The following is an 18,369-nucleotide window of genomic DNA, read 5'->3' on the forward strand; positions in this document are numbered from 1 at the left end:
TCTGCAAATCGGTTACTTGCACCTCGCCGTGAGGATGTAGTTCAGCGACATATCATCGCTGATATGCAGGCCGGAGAATGGTGAGAAGGCAATGCCCTTCGTCTGCGTGACCGCAAGGCCGGCAGCACCCAGCAATTCTTCCAGTTCCTCCGGCGTTACGAAGTCGTCCCAGTGATGCGTGCCCTTGGGCACCATGCCAAGCGCTTCCGCTCCTTCGACCAGCAGCGCGCGGCTCGCCAGCGTGCGGTTGGGCGTGGACATGACCAGCAGGCCGCCGGGTGCGAGATGGCCGGCGAGTTCGCGCAGGAATGCTGCCTTGTCGGCAACGTGTTCGATTACTTCTAGGCAGGTGACAAGGTCGAACCGGCCAAGTCCGAGCGATCCCAGCTCGCCCGGCACATAGCGGATATCGAGACCCGCTCCTTCGGCATGGAGCGTGGCGACCTGCGTGTTTTCAGGGGCGGCATCGACGCCGGTCACGTCCGCACCCATGCGGGCCAGCGGCTCGCACAGCAGGCCGGCTCCGCAACCCACGTCCAGCGCAGTCTTGCCGGAAAGCGGCTTCACGCTCTCGACATCGCCCCCCCAGTGCATGTCGATCGCTTCGCGCAGGAAGCCCAGCCGGACCGGATTGAGCTTGTGCAGCATGGCCGAGGAACCCTTCGGGTCCCACCAGTCGCGCGCCAACCTGCCGAAATGCGCCGCCTCGTCAGGACGGATGGTGGCGGAACTGGTTTCAGATGTGACAGTTGCGTCGGGCATGATGCACCCCTAACAGCGCGCGGGGCATTCAACCATACCGATAAGAGGCGGCAGTGGCGCGCATTGTAATGAAATTCGGCGGAACATCGGTGGCTGGCACCGAGCGGATTCGCCGTGTGGCCAATATCGTGAGAGCGCAGGCCGCCGGGGGCAACCAGGTCGCCGTCGTCGTTTCCGCGATGGCGGGCGAGACGGACCGGCTGGTGAATTTCTGCCGCGAGGCCAATGCGATCTACGATCCGGCTGAATATGACGTGGTGGTTTCCAGCGGCGAACAGGTGACTGCGGGCCTGCTGGCGCTCACGCTGCAAAGCATGGGCTGCAAGGCGCGCAGCTGGCTTGGCTGGCAATTGCCGCTCAAGACCTTCTCTGCCCACGCCAATGCCCGCGTCGGCGAAATCCACGCAGAGCGCCTGCTTGAAAGCATGGACGACGGGGAAATCGCTATCATCCCCGGCTTCCAGGGGATCAGCGATTCGGACCGCATCACCACCATGGGGCGCGGCGGGTCGGACACTTCGGCAGTTGCAGTGGCCGCAGCAATCGGCGCGGATCGCTGCGATATCTATACCGATGTCGACGGGGTCTATACGACCGATCCGCGCATCGTGGCGCGCGCGCGTAAGATCAAGCATATCGCTTTCGAGGAAATGCTGGAGCTGGCATCGGTGGGCGCGAAAGTCCTGCAGACACGCTCTGTCAGCCTGGCGATGAAACATAATGTGCCGGTGCAGGTTCTGTCGTCCTTCATCGATGATGAATCGCCGCCAGCGGACAGTTTGCCGGGCACAATGATCGTCTCCGAAGCGGAGATGGCGAAATTACTGGAGGAAGGCCAAGTGGAACGTCAATCGGTTACAGGTATCGCGCATGACAAGAACGAGGCCCGCGTCGTGCTGACCCGCGTGCCCGACAAGCCGGGTGCGGTTGCCGATATCTTCACCCCGCTGGGCGAGGCCGGCATCAATGTCGACATGATCATCCAGAACGTAGGCCGCGACAAGGGTGAGACCGACGTGACCTTCACCGTGCCGCAGGCCGAACTGGCGCGCGCCCAGGCCCTGCTGGAAGACCGCAAGGGTTCGCTCGGTTTCAACCGGGTGATCACTGACAGCAAGGTAGCCAAGATCAGCGTGGTCGGCATGGGCATGAAGAGCCATACGGGCGTTGCCGCCACCATGTTCAAGGCGCTGGCCGATCGCGGAATTAACGTGCAGGCCATCTCGACCTCCGAAATCAAGGTCAGCGTGCTGATCGACGAGGATGAGACCGAACTGGCGGTGCGCGTGCTGCACACGGCCTACGGGCTCGACGCTCCCGACGAAATCGGCGCGGCTGCCGAATAGGCAAGCTCGATCGAAAACGGGAGGAGAGAACCCCATGAGCCATATCGCGAAGATCCTCCTCCTCGGTTCGGGCGAGCTGGGCCGCGAATTCGTGATCTCGGCCAAGCGGCTGGGTGCCTATGTCATCGCCTGCGATGCCTATGATGACGCGCCAGCCATGCAGGTGGCCGATGCGCGCGAAGTTTTCTCGATGCTCGATGGAGAACGGCTGCGCAGCGCCGTCGAAGCGCACCGGCCCGACTATATCGTGCCCGAAATCGAGGCGATCCGCACCGAAGTGCTGGCCGAGCTGGAAGCGGAAGGTTTCAATATTGTCCCGTCCGCCCGAGCCACCCAGCTGACAATGAACCGCGATGCGATCCGCGATCTTGCGGCGCAAGAGCTTGGCCTCACGACCTCGCGCTATCGCTATGCTCAAACACTGGAAGAAGTGCGGGCAGGCGCGGCGTACACTGGCTTTCCCTGCGTGATCAAGCCGGTCATGTCTTCGAGCGGAAAGGGCCAGTCGACCGTATCATCGGAAGCGGAACTGGAGGGCGCGTGGGACATGGCCGTAGCCAACATGCGCGGTGATCGCCTGCGCGTGATTGTCGAGCAGTTTATCGACTTCGATTACGAGATTACACTGCTGACCGTCCGCCATGCGGCCGGCATTTCCTTCTGCCCGCCGATCGGCCACCGTCAGGAGCGCGGCGATTACCAGGAAAGCTGGCAACCCATGGCCATGTCTGACGCGGCGCTTGTTGCGGCGCAGGACATGGCGCGCAAAGTGGTAGAAAACCTCGGTGGGGCAGGGCGCGGATTTGGCCTGTACGGCGTCGAATTCTTCGTGAAGGGGGGCGAGGTAATCTTCTCCGAACTCAGCCCGCGCCCGCATGATACCGGCATGGTTACGCTGGTTAGCCAGAACCTCAACGAATTCGATCTTCACGCCCGCGCCATCCTCGGCCTGCCGGTTCCTGCAGAATTGCGCGCGCGCCCCTCGGCGTCGGCAGTAGTGCTTGCGGACCGCGACAGCGATGCGCTTGGCTATGATGGATTGGCAGAGGCACTAGGCGAGCCGGGCACCGACCTGCGCATTTTCGGCAAGCCCACCAGTCGCCCCTTCCGCCGGATGGGCGTGGCGCTGGCGACAGCAAGCGATACCGACGAGGCGCGGCGCAAGGCGAAGGCCTCGGCTGACAAGGTGCGGATCACCTATGCGCGCTGATGCTTGCCGAGCGGCGGATTGCGCCCTAAGCGCCGCAGCATGAGCACCTATCCCAAGACTGCCGCGCTGATGGCGCGCGGCTGCGAATTTCTCGGTACGCAATACGCCATAATGTGCGGCGCGATGAGCTGGGTTTCCGAGCGCAATCTCGTTTCGGCAATCAGCAATGGCGGCGGCTTCGGCGTGATCGCCTGCGGCGCGATGACACCCGAATTGCTCGACGGAGAAATCGCCGCGACCCAGGCGATGACCGACAAGCCGTTCGGCGTGAACCTCATCACCATGCATCCCGACCTGACCGACCTGATTGCGGTCTGCGGCAAGCACGGAGTGACCCATGTCGTACTGGCAGGCGGCATTCCGCCGAAAGGCAGTGTCGAGGCGATCAAGGCTTTCGGGGCCAAGGTCATCGTTTTCGCACCCACGCTGGCGCTGGCGAAGAAGCTATTGCGATCGGGTGCCGATGCGCTGGTGATCGAGGGCATGGAAGCTGGCGGACATATTGGCCCGGTTTCCACCAGCGTGCTGGCGCAGGAATTCCTGCCCGAGCTGAGCGAAGATCACGTGGTATTCGTCGCCGGTGGCATTGGCCGCGGCGAGGCAATGGCGGGCTATCTGGAAATGGGCGCGTCTGGCGTGCAGCTTGGCACTCGCTTTGCCTGCGCTACCGAAAGCATCGCCCATCCCGATTTCAAGAAAGCCTTCTTCCGCGCCAAGGCGCGCGACGCTGAAGCGAGCGTTCAGGTCGATCCGCGCCTGCCGGTCATCCCCGTACGCGCGCTGAAGAACAAGGGCACCGAGGAATTCACCGCCAAGCAGCGCGAAGTCGCCGGCGTGCTCGATGCAGGCGAAGTCGACATGGGCGAAGCACAGCTTCAGATCGAACATTACTGGGCAGGGGCATTGCGCCGTGCAGTGATCGATGGCGATATCGAAAACGGTTCGCTGATGGCCGGACAAAGCGTCGGCATGGTCAAGCAGGAAGAACCCGTCGCCGATATCATCCAGCAACTGATGGCCGAAAGCGAAGCCGCGCTTACACGGCGCTGATCAGCCGTATTTCGTCCAGAAGCGTTCGTCGTCCATCGTCAAGTAAATAATCCCTTCGATGATGCCGAGGAGCGTTGGAATGCCGGTCCAGAAAAACAGCGTGTAAAGAATGCCCTGGCCGATCCGGCCGAGGTAGTATTTGTGGACCCCCACAACGCCGAGCAGGATTGCGAGAATGCCTGCGGCGACTTTGCTTTTCGTACGGGTGTACGGGACGCCTGCGCCCTGCCGCATCATGTCCCGCTGGTGCAGCGCCGGGTCGAGCGTTTCACCGCAATGACGGCATTTGCGCGCGCGAGCCGAAATGTCCTCGTCGCAGATCGGACAATTGATCCGCGACCCTGCCGGGGCAGTTCTGCTTGTCGGTAATGGCGAAGATGGTTCCGGGTTGACCCTGAGTGATGGATTGCTCTCGTCCAGCGGCCCTTTCTTGAGCATCGCGCGGATTTCTTCTGAACGGCTTGGCATTCCTAAACTCCCATATGCCCAGCAAGACTGCCCTAAATACGGGCAATATCAAGGGACGTGGGGATATGGAACGCCGGTTCGACCAATCCCGCTCTCGCGGCGACAGACAACAGGCACACTTTGACGCCGCGCAAGACCCTCCGCAGCAAGGTCTCGCACGACGTCAAAGCTCGTCAGGCCCGATTAGCGGGCGCGTGCCGATCCGCTAATCGTCAGTGCCAGCACCGGCGGTTCCCCCCGTTGCCGAGCCAATGCCATTTGCGCAGCATCTTCGCGGGCGACCCTGCGGGCAATGCGTTCAGCCTGCCGTTCGGTGTTCGCAAAAATGATGTTGGCCTGGATAAGTTGGCCTTCGGAATGCCCGGCGAAGTCCGGCGAGATGTCGCTCAACCGGTTAACCGCCCAGAGTGCAGCGCGATCGAGGTCACGGCTGCGCGACCGGCCGACAATCTCCACATCTTCCGCTTCGCCCGCGCCATTGGCGGTAAAGCGCACGCGGACGACGCCGTTATCGTGCGATCTGAACGGTATGTGTGCCCGTGCGAGGTTCTGATCGAGCTGCTCGGCGACCCGTGCAACATATTCCGTTGTTTCGGATGAAGGTTGGACCAGGATCGAACTGTCTTGGTCTTGGGCAGCAAGCGGTGCCGATAGTGCAATTCCTGCAGATGCAAGTGCGATGGTTGCGATACGTAGAGTTTTCATTGGATCATCCTTCGTTCTAGTCAAAAGATGATCGGCCACAGAATGTTCGCGCCAAACGCGTCCCGTTTAAAATTCGGCGTGTTCGATTCAAGGTCGATCACGTCCCCGATGTCTGCGGATCACCAGAGGCGAGGGAAGTAATACGTCCGGATTGTGACATTTTTTAGCCATTCTCTACGAAATGCCATTTGGAAACGACTAACGTCGCAAACTTTTTGTTTTCGAAAATTTCCGTTCGCGTGAGAGTGGTTTATATTTGTGCGAGACGTGAAATCGAGCGCCGGAAATGCCCGAAATTGCGCGACTCGCGATTTGCGGTCGATCGAGGCCAACCCCTTTCGGGTCTATTCTGCCGCTTGGGTCCCGACTTCCAACGCACTCACTTCCGCATTCGTAAGCGGCCTTACTGCGATCGGCTCTCCACCGTCGGGAGTAGTCGTGAAAGATCCGTCCGCGGCAGGTGCGGTCTCGGTGTAACACAAGGGTTCTGCACCCCTCGTCTCGAGGCGGGCGCAAGTTCTTCCGTCCATCACTTCCAGAAAGCCTTCCGCCCCGTGTGTCCCTTCGGGAGTCATCTGCGAGAACGTTCCGTCGGCGTTGATCGTGATAATCGAGGAAGAACCGTCCCCTCCGGTAAACTCGTACACGCCGGGGGGCGAGCCGTTGGCCGTGACGAAGTCGCTTACCGCTACTTCCTCTGGCTCGGCCACCTCTGGCTCCCCTGCTGAACAAGCCGTCAACACAAGGACGGCCGACACGATTGCGCTGCGTTGCATTTTCGCCTCCTCTTTCTCACTCTGCCCGTTTGGCAGATTACCACGAAGCTGGTCGAAAACGAAAACCATCTGTCCACTCCGGTGAACATTTCGCGCGATGCTTGCAGCGTTGCGCCTCTTACCCGCGTTGCGGTTTGCCTGCCGGTCGGTGCGGCTGCTATCACGCTGAATTGACGGGCAGCGAAAGGAATTCGACTATGTGTGATGAGCAACAGCTTGCGGCGATGGACCAGCTGGACCGGCGACAGTTCGCAAAGCTGGGCGCGGTGGGCGCGGCCGGAGCCGTCGTCGCTTGTGCGCCGATGGCCAGCGCCGATGGCAACAGCACAGGGCTTGTCGAAACCGGTGTCAGCTTTGCAGCCGATGGTGGCACGCTGGACGGGGTTTTCATTCATCCTGCAAGCGGATCGCATCCCGGTGTAATCCTGTGGCCCGATATTGCCGGCCTTCGCCCGGCCAAGCTCCAGATGGGGCGCCGTCTGGCGGAATCGGGATACGCTGTCCTGGTTGCCAATCCGTATTACCGCTCGGTCGCAGGGCAGCAGTTCGAAGATTTCAGCGATTGGCGCGCCAATGATGGCTGGGCCCGCGTTACCCCATGGCGCGAAGTGAATGCGCCTGAAGCGGTGATGGCCACAGCTCGCAGCGCGGTCGGCTGGCTCGATGCGCAGGATGCCGTCGACAGCACGCGCGGTATCGGCAACCAGGGATATTGCATGACCGGTAGCTGGACCATCTATTGCGCAGCCGCCGTTCCAGAGCGGATCAAGGCGGCAGCAAGTTTCCACGGCGGCGGTCTGGTAGGCGATAGCGATATGGCACCCGTCAACCTGCTGGACCAACTAGCGGACGATGCAGACGTGCTGATCGCGATTGCCCGCGATGACGATGCCCAGGCGCCAGACGCGAAGACAGCCCTGCGCGCCGCGGCTGCAGAGGCGGCAGCAGATGTCGATGTCGAAGTTTACTCTGGCGACCACGGCTGGACCGTGCTCGACAGCCCGGTTTACAGCCAGGCGGAGGCCGAGCGGGCATGGACTGCCTTGTTGGCACTCTATTCGGAGCTGTAGGCCATGGCCGATCCAGGTATGAGCGAAGAGGCCGTCGTGGCTGGCACGGGGCATGACTGGGCGCATTGGAAACGCGCCCTCGATGCCCGCGGCGCTTCCGACCTTGATCATGCAGCCATCGTGCGTTCGCTTGCGGACGAGGATCTCAGCCCATGGTGGCGGCAGATGGTAACGGTCGGATATGAGCGGATGATCGGGCGGCGCGAGGTCGGGCAGACCTGCGCCGGGAGCTTTGCCGCAAATGTCTCCAAGACCTTCCCCGGCGACAAGGACGCTGCCCTTGCCGCATGGCAGGCGCTGGTGGGCGACCGGATCGATTTTGCAGGTTCCGTGACAGGCGAGGAGCCGCGCCTCACGAAAAGCGACAAGTGGCGTTACTGGCGCGTCGATCTCGACAATGGCAGCAAGGTCACGGTGCATTTTTCAGACAAGCCCGGCGGGGAGAAATCGGCGATCGGCGTCAACCACGAAAAGCTGTCCGATGCCGATGCCGTGGTTGCGTCCAAGACATTCTGGAAAGGCCTTCTGGGCGAGTTGTGATTCGCTTTGCGCCGCTGAACTGTGTGCTCCGGGTGGCAATTGGCAGTGCGCCGCGCCCGCCAGTCGGCAGCCTAGATGCGGTTCATCGCGGATCCAGCACGGTTCTCTCGAGCCGTCCTTTTGCTGAAGCATTTTAGCAGCTTGGCGATTGCCGCACGGGCATTTGCGGCGCAGCATTCTTTCCGGGGGCGTAAAGCCAGTCTTTGGAAGGCCTCATACAATGAAATCCCTGATTGCCCTTTGTGGCAGCGGAACAATCCTGCTTGCGACAAGTGTCCTTGCGCAGGATGGGCCCGATCCCGCAGCGGATGGTGCCGAGCCGATGTCAGTGCCCGAACCGATCGAGACGCATGAAGTGCCGCCATCGCAGGTGACCGAACCGGCACAGCCATCCGTCACCGCAGATGCGAGCTTCAGCGATGGCCAGATAGATGCCTTTTCACGGGCGGCCTTGCAGATGCGCGAGCTCACGGCAGATGATGCGATGGATGATCTTGCCAAGCGTGCGCAAGCCGAGATCATCATAGCCAATGAAGGGCTCGATCCGGAAACCTATTCCGCCATCGGCAGTGCCGCGACCAACGATCCGGCAGTCGCCCAGCGCGTGCAACTGGCAGTGCAGGCAATCATGCAAGAGCCAGAAGACTAAGAGGCCTGTAACGCCGGGAGCGACCGCCCGGCCAAACTTGTCCATCCCGAGCCTGCTCGGGTCGCAAGCACCTGGCCCCGCCAACCACTCGCTGGCGGGGCTTTTCTTGCATCCCATGGATGACAGGAATCCCGGCGTGGCCGGATTCTCTTCCTCCGCACTTGGCCACTCGCAACAACCGGGTATAGTGCCCCCACAACAGGCCGGCGAAGATTCCAGAGATTGGCCACTTACGGAGAGACTTATGACCGAGCGGCGCCTCGATAAGGCCCATTGCGACTGGTATGCTGACGAGGAAATCCTCGACACGACGATCGGCGGATTGCTGCGCGAACAAGCTAAAGCCCATCCCGATGCGGACGCGCTGGTCGAAGGCCTGATGGATGGAACCACCGGGCGTCGCTGGACCTATGCCGAATTGCTCACCGATGCCGAGCGGCTTGCCAAGGGACTTGCCGCGCGCTTCCAGCCGGGTGAACGCATCGCCGTTTGGGGTCCGAATATTCCCGAGTGGGTGCTGGTCGAATATGCCTGCGCGCTCGCCGGCCTTACGCTCGTCACCGTCAATCCGGCCTACCAAAAGCGCGAACTGGACTACGTTCTGCGCCAATCGGGCAGTGTTGCCCTGTTCCTTATCAAGGAGGTGCGTGGCAACCCGATGGCCGCAATCGGGGCTGAAGTCGCAGATGAAATCCCCGCACTGCGCGAAGTCATCGACATGCAGGATCCGGACGCATTGTTCTCGGACCCGAGTGGCACGCTGCCTGATGTCGAAACCAACGATCCGGCGCAAATCCAGTACACTTCCGGCACCACGGGCTTTCCCAAGGGCGTCGTCCTCTCGCACCGGAACATCACCAATAACGCCCGCATCTTCGCCAAGACCGGCAATCTGGATGACCGCCAGTCAACCATTGGCCTGACGCCATTGTTCCACACGATGGGTTGCTCGATGGGCGTGCTTGGCGCGTTGCAGACCGCCGCGAAATACATTCCGCTACCATTGTTCGATCCCAACGCCGCCCTCGACATCATGGAGCGCGAGAAGGTCACCTGGACGCTGGCCGTGCCGACGATGGCGGTGGCGATGATTGCCATGCAGAAGGCCAATCCGCGCGACCTTTCATCGATGAAAGTCATCGGCATGGGCGGCGCAATGGTCGCGCCCGAGCTGGCGAAGGCTGCCCAGGCCGTATTGGGAGCAAAATCGCTCGTCGCCTATGGACAGACCGAAAGCAGCCCGGTGATCACCAGCGCGCGGCCAGAGGATGCGATGGCAGACATAACCACCTCGATCGGTCGCCCTGCGCTCGGCTGCGAAGTCGGAATCTTCGACCCCGCCACAGATGAAATCGTGGCATGCGACACCGTGGGCGAAATCCGCTCCCGCAGCTATGCGACAATGCTCGGCTATCACGAGAATCCCGAAGCGACGGCAGAAGCGATAGATGCGGAAGGCTGGCTGCACACCGGCGATTTGGGCACGATGGACGATCGCGGCTTCGTGCGGATCACCGGCCGGGTGAAAGAAATGATCATTCGCGGCGGCGAGAACCTGTTCCCTGCCGAGATCGAGAATATCCTGCTCGAGCACGAAGACGTTGCCGAATGTGCCGTGTTCGGCGTGCCGGACGAAACCTTGGGTGAGGCCGTGGCAGCCTATGTTCGCATGGCAGACGGGGCGGAGTTCGACCCCGAAGCCTTGCGCGCGCATTGCCGATCGCAAATCTCGCCGCAGAAATGCCCGGCCTATTGGGAGCAGGTCAGCGAATGGCCGCTTACCGGTTCGGGCAAGATCCAGAAGTTCAAACTGCGCGACCAGTGGCTTGCCGAGCACCAACCGGAGGCTGCAACCGGGGGCTGAGCGCGCAAGCTGTCAGCGTTTGGGCGGCTTGCGGCTTGCACGCTTGCCGCGCCAGTATCGCCAGCACCAGTTGCCGCCCAGCAGGCCGCCGCCGCACAGGAGCCCTGCCAGCCCGAACATTGCCAGTGCTGTTCCGATGGCGCCGAATAGCGCCATCAGGATTTGGACAAAGAATTCCAGGACCGTCTGGATAAGACCCTCGGGCCGCGCCTAAGGCGCCAAGGGGATGCGCGGAGCCCACGCGGGTGCATCAGCCTGGCAGACCATCAGAGGATCGATTGCCCGGTCTTCTGCCAGTCCGCGAGGAAACCTTCGATGCCCTTGTCGGTCAGCACGTGCTTGAATAGGTCATGGATGACCTTTGGCGGCGCAGTCATGACATCGGCTCCGATGCGAGCACTCTCGAGTACATGGACCACATGGCGCACGCTGGCGACGAGGATTTCGGTTTCGAAGGCGTAATTATCGTAGATCAGGCGGATGTCGCGGATCAGGTCCATCCCGTCAGTGCCATTGTCGTCATGGCGTCCCACGAAAGGCGAAACGAAAGTTGCGCCGGCCTTGGCGGCAAGCAGCGCCTGGTTTGCGGAAAAGCACAGCGTGACATTCACCATCGTGCCATCACCCGTCAGTGCGTTGCAGGTCTTCAGCCCGTCAACCGTCAGCGGCACCTTGATGCATACATTGTCCGCGATCTTGCGCAGGACTTCGGCCTCTTTCATCATCGTATCATGATCGAGTGCGACGACTTCCGCGCTGACCGGACCATCCACGATTTCGCAGATTTCCCTGGTGACTTCCATGAAGTCCCTGCCCGACTTGGCGATCAGGCTGGGATTGGTCGTCACCCCGTCCAGCAGACCGGTGGCAGCCAGTTCCTTGATGTCGGCGATTTCGGCGGTGTCGACGAAGAATTGCATGGCGGCGTGGTCCCTTGGTTTCGGCTGGCGGAGATTGCCTACTCTATAGGCGCGCTTGCCCGTATTCCGCCACCCGTCGCGGCGAAGTTTTCTTCCATTGCGTCACGCCGGGGCGCGCCGATCTCTCAGGCGCGCGTTTCCGTGAACCGGCCGTGGCGGCGATAGCGCACCATCCAGCGATCGAGGAACAGCGACAGCGGCTTGGGATCGACTCCCAACTTGTCGAGTTGCGGCGTGCCCTTGCTGGCCGTGCTGCCGCTCTCGAGCATGGCCAGCTGGTCTGAATTGATCGGCGTCAGCGGCAGGGCTGCGATGATCCTGGCAAGCGGATCGGGCATGGCGAAGAAAGTCCGCTGGCGCCCTTGGGCCTCGGCGATCATCTCGTTGATCTGCATCATCGACAATGCCTCCGGCCCGGCTGCCTCGTACGCCTTGCCGCCATGCCTGGCCGGGTCTTCGAGTGCGGCGACAATGCCCGCCGCCACATCATCGACCCATACGACCTGGAATTGCGATTCAGCGCCGAAAACCGGCATGAGCGGCATCATCTGCACCATATCGGCAAACATGGGCACAAGTCCCGCTTCCTCGCCGAATACCACAGACGGCCTGATGATGGTTGCCTTTGGAAATGCCTCGAGCACTTGCCGTTCGCCATCGGCCTTTGTGCGGTAATATCCGGTCGCGGCCTCAGGCTCGGCACCGATGGCGGAGATGTATACGAAACCCGTCGCACCGGTGTCGCGCGCGCATTTGGCGGCATGGCCAGCGCTATCGGCTTGCAGCGCTTGCTGGTCACCTTCGAATGTGCCGATCAGATAGACAACCGCGTCGGACCCCTCGACACAGGCTTCGATGCTGCGCTTGTCCATCGCGTTGCAGCGAGCGAACTGGAGCTGCCCTAAATTGGCCAGCGGCTTCAGCGAAAAGGCCTTCTCCGGTTCGCGCGCAGCAATGCGCACCCGCGCACCGCACTCGAGCAGATCCTGCGCCACGTGCGTTCCGATAAACCCGCTGCCACCGATCAGGGTGACGAGCTTTCCTTCGAGGGGGGAGGTCTTGGCCATGACTACCTACTTTGGCGGATGGAAATGAGTTGTGCGCCCGGTCCTATGCACAGGCACACAGCTGCGGGCAATGCCCCGATTACGTGCGGACCTCATTTCGCTTCGCTTCCGGAGTGGTGTTCAACGGATAAATCGAGAGTGCAGGAGCAAAAGCCACGTTGACTCAAGCCCAAGCCTGCCTTACTTGCGCGCCCCTACCACGCAGGCGGCATCCGATGACCAGCCTGCTCCGGTGCCCAGATGGCGGAATTGGTAGACGCACCGTCTTCAGGTGGCGGCGCTCGCAAGGGCGTGGAGGTTCGAGTCCTCTTCTGGGCACCAATACAACATTCCAAGATAGACCATAAGAACTCGACAAAACGGCAGAGTTCTGCCATTCTTGAGCCATTGTTAGTCCCGGAATGTCCAGCAAGATGCGATAACAGCCAGACCGGTTTTGGGGGCAACTTGGGGGCAAGTGGGCAATTTGGAATCCACCTGTCGAAGCGGATCTGCCCCCAAAACCGGTCTGGCTGTTATCCCAAACTCTTCTTGGGCTCCGACAAGGGAGTTGGATCATGGCCTTCACGAATGTCGCGCTGAATGCGCTCAAGCCAAAAGAAAAATCTTACAAACGAGCTGACGAGCGTGGGCTTTATATCGAGGTCATGCCAAGCGGCTCGAAGCTATGGCGCTTCAAATACCGTTTATATGGCGTCGAGAAGCGCCAATCCTTTGGTAGGTTTCCCGAGGTCTCGCTGGCCGAGGCGCGCAAACTGCGTGATGAAGCCAAAGCCCTTATCAGCGCCGGCCGCGATCCGGCGATCGAACGCCGCCAAGCTAAACTGGTCGCAGCGCTCACCGCAGAGACCACATTCAATTCTGTAGCGCGCGAGTTCATTGAAAAGATGGCAGCTGATGGGCGCGCCCAGACCACCATCGACAAGAGCCTATGGTTTTTGGAGCAACTCAAACCATTGCAGCCGCTTCCTGTTGGTCAGATCCGCCCGGCCGATGTCCTAGCCGCGCTCAAGCGCATCGAGGCTCAAGGTAAATATGAAACGGCGCGGCGGTGCCGCTCATTTGTGAGCAGAGTATTTCGGTTCGCAGTCGCCACTTTGCGAGCTGAGAACGATCCAGCAGCCGTGTTGAGAGGTGCGCTCAGGACCCCAAAGACAAAACATCACGCGGCGTTTCAAAAGCCCGAGCAGGTTGCCGACTTGCTCCGGTCTATTGATGAGTATCCGGGAAGTTTGATCACTCGGCTGGCGATGCAGATCGCGCCCCATGTGATGGCCCGGCCAGGCGAACTGCGCATGGCGGACTGGCAAGAGTTCGACCTAGAGAATGCCAAGTGGCGAATTCCGGCTGAGCGCATGAAGATGCGCAAACCGCACCTCGTGCCGCTCTCGAGGCAAGTGATCGCCTACCTTCGCGAACTTGCACAGCTAACCGGCCCAACCGGGTTTGTGTTTCCGGCGTTTCACACTTGGAAACGGCCGATGAGCGAGAACACCATGAACCAAGCGCTTCGCCGGATGGGTTATACCAAGGACGAGATGACTGCCCATGGTTGGCGCGCGACCGCCTCGACGCTGTTAAACGAGAGCGGCAAGTGGAACGAGGACGCCATCGAGCGATCGCTCGCCCACACAGACCGTAACCAAATCCGTGGCACGTACAGCCGCGGAACCTATTGGAACGAGCGAGTCGATATGCATCAATGGTGGAGCGACTATCTTGATCAGCTTCGCAATGGCGGTGCATTGATCTCCTTCGATGACACAGTTGATCCCACCGGTCAAAAAGTAGTGAACCTTGCGGCAAGGCGCGAGCGACGCTTGCGTGGCTGAGAGTGCCAAAGCTCTGCATGAGTGGCAGCTGTCAGACCGAGGTCGGCAAGAAATTGAACGCCGTTGGCCTAAACTTGATGTGAGGGTTACTGAGGCAGCAGCGCATATCTTCCGGCAACAGATGAGCATCCAAGAAGAACATGGCGACGCGAAGTGGGAAGATGAGGTGGCTCGCCTTACAAAGACGTCACAAGCATTCTTGACCGAGCTTGAGAACGCCCAATGGACCGCTTTTTCGTTCGGTCGAGTATCATTCGGTGGTCGCCAACTTTGGCTGCCGGAGCTTCTGACTAAATTCCTACGGGTTTTTGTAAGGCTTTCTACTGGATATCAAAAAGGCGGTCTGGAGAGGGACCGCCGACACATACCAGGTCCGCGCGCCGATTTTGTACTCAGGGTTTCCAAGCAGCTTGAGATTGTGGGCTATGGCATAACTGCCCGGGCAACTGATGATCTCGTTCGCGTGATGGATTTGCTCTTCGAAGAATCAGGTCACCCAGTCAAAGATCCGCGCAAGACGGTGGCCCATATCTTGAAACACGTGGGAACCGATTGAGCAAGCTGAGGGAACCGGTTCCCTGCTAATCCCTAGACGTCCGGTACGGTTTAATGGTGAATCAAGACGTCCGTCATTGAGGAACTACTATGCGTCTGATCCGACAGAGGCAACTTCGTCGACACCAGCGTTACGCCAAAGGAAGCAACGCAGGATGCGCTCCTCGGCATGGTCAGCCATATCAAGGACGACCGTAGCGAGGAGGATTTGCTTTTCGGAGCGCTTCTGCGCTGGGGCGTCGATATCACCCTTCCGATTGAGCAGCGCGAGCTGGCAGGGCGCAAAGTCTGGCTAGTCGATGCGCCGGAAGACGCAAGCGGTAAAGGCGCTGCGCTGATCGCCTGCTTCGCCAAGCCCGGCAGCAGCGGGAAGGGCGGGGTCGATACCGAACTGGCCGACGCTATGGCCGAGCTTGCCCCCTTGCGCGTCCTTTTCTGCGATGATGGCTTTGCGGACGACGCGACCAAGGAAAACGTCCACAGCCGCTTCCAGCAGCGCGCGCCCGACACCCAGGTCAGGGTGCTCTGAGCGCATGACCAGGCAGATATTCAAGCCGCTCGATTATCAGGCCAAGGCCGCGCAGGCCGTGGTCGATTGCTTTGCCGGGCAACCGCGCATCGAGGGCGTGCAGTACCAGATCGATCCGGGCAAGGATGCCGCCGCGCAATCGAGCATGTTCGAGGAAGGGCTGCGCAACGCGCCGCTCAAACTCTCCGACGCGGACCTGCTCGCAAATATCCGCAGCGTGCAGATGGCGCAGCACCTTCCGCCCACTGGCGAGCTTGCGACCAGCAAGGCTGCGCAGGTCAATCTCGACGTCGAGATGGAGACCGGCACGGGCAAGACTTATGTCTATATCGACACCATGTACCGGCTCTTTGCCGAATATGGCTGGTCGAAGTTCATCATCATCGTGCCGAGCATCGCGATCCGCGAAGGCGTGAAGAAGACGCTGGAGGATACCGAGGGTTGGTTCCATTCACTCTACGGCCACAAGATCCGGCACTTCGTTTACAATAGCGGCCAGCTCAACAAGCTCACCTCGTTCAGCGAGGATGGCGGGCTGCACTGCATGATCATCAACACGCAGGCCTTCACCGCCGATGTGCGCGCAGGCGATACCGGGCGCGGCGCAGGGCGGATCATTTTCGATACGCCCGACAGCTTCCAGAGCCGCCGCCCGATCGACGTGATCGCGGGCAACCGCCCGATCCTGATCCTCGACGAGCCGCAGCGGATGGAAGGCGCGAAGACGCAGGCTGCGATGACGCATTTCCAGTCGCCGCTGGCGCTGCGTTTCTCGGCGACGCACAGGACCCGCTACAACCTCGTCCACCGGCTCGATGCGCTCGACGCCTACAACCGCAAGCTGGTGAAGAAGATCCAGGTAAAGGGGGTGACGACCAAGGGCCTGCCGGGGCTCGACGGCTATCTCTACCTGTCGAACTTTCGGACCTTCACCGATGGTCGCAAGCCCGAAGCGAGGGTGATGATCGAGCATGGCCTTAAGGGCGGTCAGGTGAAGCGCAAGCCTGTCTGGCTGCGCGATGGCGACAAGCTGGAGGAGAAGTCCGGCGGGCTGGCCGAATATGCGGGCTACACCGTTTCCAACATCGACGTGACGCAGCGTACGGTCGAATTCACCAATGGCGAGGTGTTGGAGGAAGGTCGCGTTACTGGCGACACCAGCGAGAACGCCGTGCGCCGCGTGCAAATCCGCGAGACGATCCGCGCCCACTTCGAGCGCGAGCGGCTGCTGCATGCACGCGGAATCAAAGTTCTCTCGCTGTTTTTCATCGACGAGGTGGCGAAGTACCGTCTCTATGGCGAAGATGGAGAGAAGGAGAACGGCCTCTACGCTCAAATGTTCGAAGAAGAATACCAGCGCGCGCTCGACGAGATGAAAGAGCTCGACACGACCGACCAAGCCTGGCTGACTTATGTGAAGCGCGACCAGCCACATGAGGTGCACGACGGCTATTTCTCGATCGACAAGAAAGGTCACATGACCGATCCGAAGATCAACAAGACGGGCGACGAGAAGGGCGAGGCAAAGGACGAGTCTTCCTACGACCTGATCCTGAAGAACAAGGGCCGCCTGCTGTCGCTCGATGAACCAAAGCGTTTCATTTTTTCGCACTCTGCATTGCGCGAGGGCTGGGACAACCCGAACGTCTTTACGATCTGCACGCTCAAGCAGTCCGACCATGAAATCGGCAAGCGGCAGGAAGTTGGTCGCGGTCTGCGAATCAGCGTCGACGCACACGGCCACCGCACTGACGACAAGAGTGTCGTGCACCAGATCAATGTTCTCACCGTCATCGCCTCAGAAAGCTATGATGACTTCGCCAAGGCGCTCCAAGACGAAATGGCCGACGCGCTCAAGGGACGGCAGCGCGAGGCGACAGCGGCGTATTTCCAGACCCTGTCGATCACTACGCCAACGGGGTCGCAAGAAGTCACGCAGGCCGAGGCCTCAGAGCTCGAATACTGGCTGATTGGCGAGCGCTTTATCGATCCCGCGCGGCACATCACGACGAAGTGGCACGAGAACCGCGAAACCATTGCTGAAGCCGTTTCCGCAGGAGCTTCGGGCAAAATCGGGGAGGCATCGAGCGAAGCCCAGGCCATCTGGGCGAGCTTCCCCTACACCCTGCTAGAGCATGCCGCCGAGTACGTGGCATTAGTCGATACCGTATTTGACGAAACTGCGCTTCGCCGGATGACCGGGAATGGCCGAAAGACGGTTATGCCAGAGGTGCGCCGGAAGAATCTCGAAAAGGAAGCCTTCTTAGAGCTCTGGAATAGGATCAACCAAAAGGCGGTGTATTTCACAGATTTCGATACCGAGAAATTGATCGCGAGCGCCATAGCGCGGCTCGACAGCGACCTGACTGTGGATCGCCAAAGGATCATCGTGACGGGCGCGGAGCTAGGCACCGGCATTGGGGTATGACTTCCATCGTTAGCACGGCAAGACAAGCGATAACGGAGCTTAGCGGCGGCTGGAACATAGCGGCAAGCAAATAACTGCCCACGGTTTCCATTCGATGGCGAGGGCACTGCAAAATTTAAGCAGAAGGTGGTCACCAGATGCAATTGATTGCGCACTAGCTCACAAGGATGCAAACGCCTTGCGAGCTCCCTATCGTTGGGGCGTGCATTGGGCCGAGCGAGTGCAGAAGGCGCAATGGTGAAAAACTCTTGGACGATTTGCGAAACCAGGTTTGATCTGAGTTTCTAATCTACAGTAGGAAATCAGCCTCTGCGAGGTTCAGCGTGCCGTCGAGCCGGATGGCGTAATCGGCCTGAGCGTCGCCATCGACGTCCATGTAAACCATCGTGTTGCTCCCGACATGCTCCCAGCGCAGTTCTCCCGCAGTGCCGGAGAACGCAGCATCGGTGATGAATGTGAAGGCATCGTCCGCCCCGCCGAAGATCGCATCGACAAGGCTTAGGTCGATCTTGTCGCCCTGAAAATCGAGGAAGTCCTTGATCTGGTCTGCCGTGTTAGCGGTCAGCCCGGCGAAGTGCTCCTCGTCGAATACGAAGGT

Annotated in this window: 19 protein-coding genes and 1 tRNA gene; 12 read left to right on the top strand and 8 right to left on the bottom strand. The window is 60.4% G+C overall.

All coding sequences use genetic code 11. The features are described from left to right. Positions 1-12 precede the first annotated feature (12 nt). Positions 13-762, bottom strand: coding sequence for a bifunctional 2-polyprenyl-6-hydroxyphenol methylase/3-demethylubiquinol 3-O-methyltransferase UbiG (gene ubiG, locus AAC850_RS09645; RefSeq protein WP_340588522.1), 750 nt, complete (start codon positions 760-762; stop codon positions 13-15). A gap of 53 nt (positions 763-815) precedes the next feature. Between ubiG and AAC850_RS09650 the strand changes: the two genes are divergently transcribed. The 3 genes from AAC850_RS09650 to AAC850_RS09660 are packed head-to-tail and all read left to right on the top strand — an operon-like array spanning position 816 to position 4,368. Then, a complete protein-coding gene (locus tag AAC850_RS09650; protein ID WP_340588523.1) occupies positions 816-2,108 on the top strand; it encodes an aspartate kinase in 1,293 nt (430 codons plus the stop codon). A 34-nt stretch (positions 2,109-2,142) separates the two neighbouring features. After that, on the top strand, positions 2,143-3,318 hold the full coding sequence (purT, locus tag AAC850_RS09655) for a formate-dependent phosphoribosylglycinamide formyltransferase (RefSeq protein WP_340588524.1): 1,176 nt from the start codon (positions 2,143-2,145) through the stop codon (positions 3,316-3,318). Between the two features lie 39 nt (positions 3,319-3,357). Further along, entirely contained in the window at positions 3,358-4,368 is a 1,011-nt protein-coding gene (locus tag AAC850_RS09660) for an NAD(P)H-dependent flavin oxidoreductase (protein WP_340588525.1), read from the top strand. On the opposite strand, the gene AAC850_RS09665 is transcribed toward AAC850_RS09660, so the two are convergent. From AAC850_RS09665 to AAC850_RS09675, 3 genes are all read right to left on the bottom strand, one after another. Next, positions 4,369-4,836 carry an NINE protein gene (locus AAC850_RS09665; RefSeq protein ID WP_340588526.1) on the bottom strand — a complete coding sequence of 156 codons (468 nt, stop codon included), beginning with the start codon at positions 4,834-4,836 and terminating at the stop codon, positions 4,369-4,371. A 183-nt stretch (positions 4,837-5,019) separates the two neighbouring features. Further along, positions 5,020-5,541: an energy transducer TonB family protein gene (locus AAC850_RS09670; RefSeq protein ID WP_340588527.1), complete on the bottom strand. Its 522-nt coding sequence runs from the start codon at positions 5,539-5,541 to the stop codon at positions 5,020-5,022. A gap of 344 nt (positions 5,542-5,885) precedes the next feature. Continuing rightward, positions 5,886-6,317, bottom strand: coding sequence for a hypothetical protein (locus tag AAC850_RS09675; RefSeq protein WP_340588528.1), 432 nt, complete (start codon positions 6,315-6,317; stop codon positions 5,886-5,888). A gap of 197 nt (positions 6,318-6,514) precedes the next feature. Between AAC850_RS09675 and AAC850_RS09680 the strand changes: the two genes are divergently transcribed. The 4 genes from AAC850_RS09680 to AAC850_RS09695 all read left to right on the top strand — a co-directional run bounded on the left by AAC850_RS09680 (position 6,515) and on the right by AAC850_RS09695 (position 10,440). Further along, positions 6,515-7,387, top strand: a complete 873-nt coding sequence (locus AAC850_RS09680; protein ID WP_340588529.1) for a dienelactone hydrolase family protein — start codon at positions 6,515-6,517, stop codon at positions 7,385-7,387. A gap of 3 nt (positions 7,388-7,390) precedes the next feature. Further along, positions 7,391-7,927, top strand: a complete 537-nt coding sequence (locus AAC850_RS09685; protein ID WP_340588530.1) for a hypothetical protein — start codon at positions 7,391-7,393, stop codon at positions 7,925-7,927. 220 nt (positions 7,928-8,147) lie between these two features. After that, the gene (locus tag AAC850_RS09690) at positions 8,148-8,576 is read left to right on the top strand and encodes a DUF4168 domain-containing protein (protein ID WP_340588531.1); all 429 of its coding nucleotides are present in this window, start codon (positions 8,148-8,150) and stop codon (positions 8,574-8,576) included. Between the two features lie 244 nt (positions 8,577-8,820). Next, positions 8,821-10,440, top strand: coding sequence for an AMP-binding protein (locus AAC850_RS09695; protein ID WP_340588532.1), 1,620 nt, complete (start codon positions 8,821-8,823; stop codon positions 10,438-10,440). A gap of 12 nt (positions 10,441-10,452) precedes the next feature. Here AAC850_RS09695 and AAC850_RS09700 read toward each other — a convergent pair whose 3' ends face one another. The 3 genes from AAC850_RS09700 to AAC850_RS09710 all read right to left on the bottom strand — a co-directional run bounded on the left by AAC850_RS09700 (position 10,453) and on the right by AAC850_RS09710 (position 12,427). Beyond that, complete coding sequence (locus tag AAC850_RS09700) at positions 10,453-10,596, bottom strand: hypothetical protein (RefSeq protein ID WP_340588533.1); 144 nt, start codon at positions 10,594-10,596, stop codon at positions 10,453-10,455. 110 nt (positions 10,597-10,706) lie between these two features. Next, complete coding sequence (gene fsa / locus AAC850_RS09705; protein ID WP_340588534.1) at positions 10,707-11,360, bottom strand: fructose-6-phosphate aldolase; 654 nt, start codon at positions 11,358-11,360, stop codon at positions 10,707-10,709. A gap of 125 nt (positions 11,361-11,485) precedes the next feature. Next, a complete protein-coding gene (locus tag AAC850_RS09710) occupies positions 11,486-12,427 on the bottom strand; it encodes a complex I NDUFA9 subunit family protein (protein ID WP_340588535.1) in 942 nt (313 codons plus the stop codon). A gap of 234 nt (positions 12,428-12,661) precedes the next feature. Here AAC850_RS09710 and AAC850_RS09715 point away from each other — a divergent pair. From AAC850_RS09715 to AAC850_RS09735, 5 genes are all read left to right on the top strand, one after another. Then, a tRNA-Leu gene (locus AAC850_RS09715) sits at positions 12,662-12,748 on the top strand. 236 nt (positions 12,749-12,984) lie between these two features. Beyond that, positions 12,985-14,259 (top strand): tyrosine-type recombinase/integrase, encoded by a 1,275-nt coding sequence (locus tag AAC850_RS09720; RefSeq protein ID WP_340588536.1) that lies wholly within the window; start codon positions 12,985-12,987, stop codon positions 14,257-14,259. Then, the gene (locus AAC850_RS09725; protein ID WP_340588537.1) at positions 14,252-14,815 is read left to right on the top strand and encodes a hypothetical protein; all 564 of its coding nucleotides are present in this window, start codon (positions 14,252-14,254) and stop codon (positions 14,813-14,815) included. The genes AAC850_RS09720 and AAC850_RS09725 overlap by 8 nt, the downstream gene beginning before the upstream one ends. Positions 14,816-14,983: 168 nt before the next feature. Further along, the gene (locus tag AAC850_RS09730; protein ID WP_340588538.1) at positions 14,984-15,343 is read left to right on the top strand and encodes a hypothetical protein; all 360 of its coding nucleotides are present in this window, start codon (positions 14,984-14,986) and stop codon (positions 15,341-15,343) included. Between the two features lie 4 nt (positions 15,344-15,347). Continuing rightward, the gene (locus AAC850_RS09735; protein WP_340588539.1) at positions 15,348-17,771 is read left to right on the top strand and encodes a DEAD/DEAH box helicase family protein; all 2,424 of its coding nucleotides are present in this window, start codon (positions 15,348-15,350) and stop codon (positions 17,769-17,771) included. Positions 17,772-18,060: 289 nt separating this feature from the next. Here the strand turns inward: AAC850_RS09735 and AAC850_RS09740 are convergent. Further along, a partial coding sequence (locus AAC850_RS09740) for a M10 family metallopeptidase C-terminal domain-containing protein (protein WP_422723191.1) occupies positions 18,061-18,369 on the bottom strand: 309 nt, incomplete at its 5' end.

It is taken from the genome of Erythrobacter alti, assembly GCF_037996805.1.
GTDB classification, from domain to species: Bacteria; Pseudomonadota; Alphaproteobacteria; order Sphingomonadales; family Sphingomonadaceae; genus Alteraurantiacibacter; species Alteraurantiacibacter alti.

Bases quoted from the DNA above. Each gene is read 5' to 3' on its own strand.
- ubiG (WP_340588522.1), bottom strand. From the start codon at position 762: ATGCCCGACGCAACTGTCACATCTGAAACCAGTTCCGCCACCATCCGT.
- purT (WP_340588524.1), top strand. From the start codon at position 2,143: ATGAGCCATATCGCGAAGATCCTCCTCCTCGGTTCGGGCGAGCTGGGC.
- AAC850_RS09660 (WP_340588525.1), top strand. From the start codon at position 3,358: ATGAGCACCTATCCCAAGACTGCCGCGCTGATGGCGCGCGGCTGCGAA.
- AAC850_RS09665 (WP_340588526.1), bottom strand. From the start codon at position 4,836: ATGCCAAGCCGTTCAGAAGAAATCCGCGCGATGCTCAAGAAAGGGCCG.
- AAC850_RS09670 (WP_340588527.1), bottom strand. From the start codon at position 5,541: ATGAAAACTCTACGTATCGCAACCATCGCACTTGCATCTGCAGGAATT.
- AAC850_RS09675 (WP_340588528.1), bottom strand. From the start codon at position 6,317: ATGCAACGCAGCGCAATCGTGTCGGCCGTCCTTGTGTTGACGGCTTGT.
- AAC850_RS09680 (WP_340588529.1), top strand. From the start codon at position 6,515: ATGTGTGATGAGCAACAGCTTGCGGCGATGGACCAGCTGGACCGGCGA.
- AAC850_RS09685 (WP_340588530.1), top strand. From the start codon at position 7,391: ATGGCCGATCCAGGTATGAGCGAAGAGGCCGTCGTGGCTGGCACGGGG.
- AAC850_RS09690 (WP_340588531.1), top strand. From the start codon at position 8,148: ATGAAATCCCTGATTGCCCTTTGTGGCAGCGGAACAATCCTGCTTGCG.
- AAC850_RS09695 (WP_340588532.1), top strand. From the start codon at position 8,821: ATGACCGAGCGGCGCCTCGATAAGGCCCATTGCGACTGGTATGCTGAC.
- AAC850_RS09700 (WP_340588533.1), bottom strand. From the start codon at position 10,596: ATGGCGCTATTCGGCGCCATCGGAACAGCACTGGCAATGTTCGGGCTG.
- fsa (WP_340588534.1), bottom strand. From the start codon at position 11,360: ATGCAATTCTTCGTCGACACCGCCGAAATCGCCGACATCAAGGAACTG.
- AAC850_RS09710 (WP_340588535.1), bottom strand. From the start codon at position 12,427: ATGGCCAAGACCTCCCCCCTCGAAGGAAAGCTCGTCACCCTGATCGGT.
- AAC850_RS09720 (WP_340588536.1), top strand. From the start codon at position 12,985: ATGGCCTTCACGAATGTCGCGCTGAATGCGCTCAAGCCAAAAGAAAAA.
- AAC850_RS09730 (WP_340588538.1), top strand. From the start codon at position 14,984: ATGGTCAGCCATATCAAGGACGACCGTAGCGAGGAGGATTTGCTTTTC.
- AAC850_RS09735 (WP_340588539.1), top strand. From the start codon at position 15,348: ATGACCAGGCAGATATTCAAGCCGCTCGATTATCAGGCCAAGGCCGCG.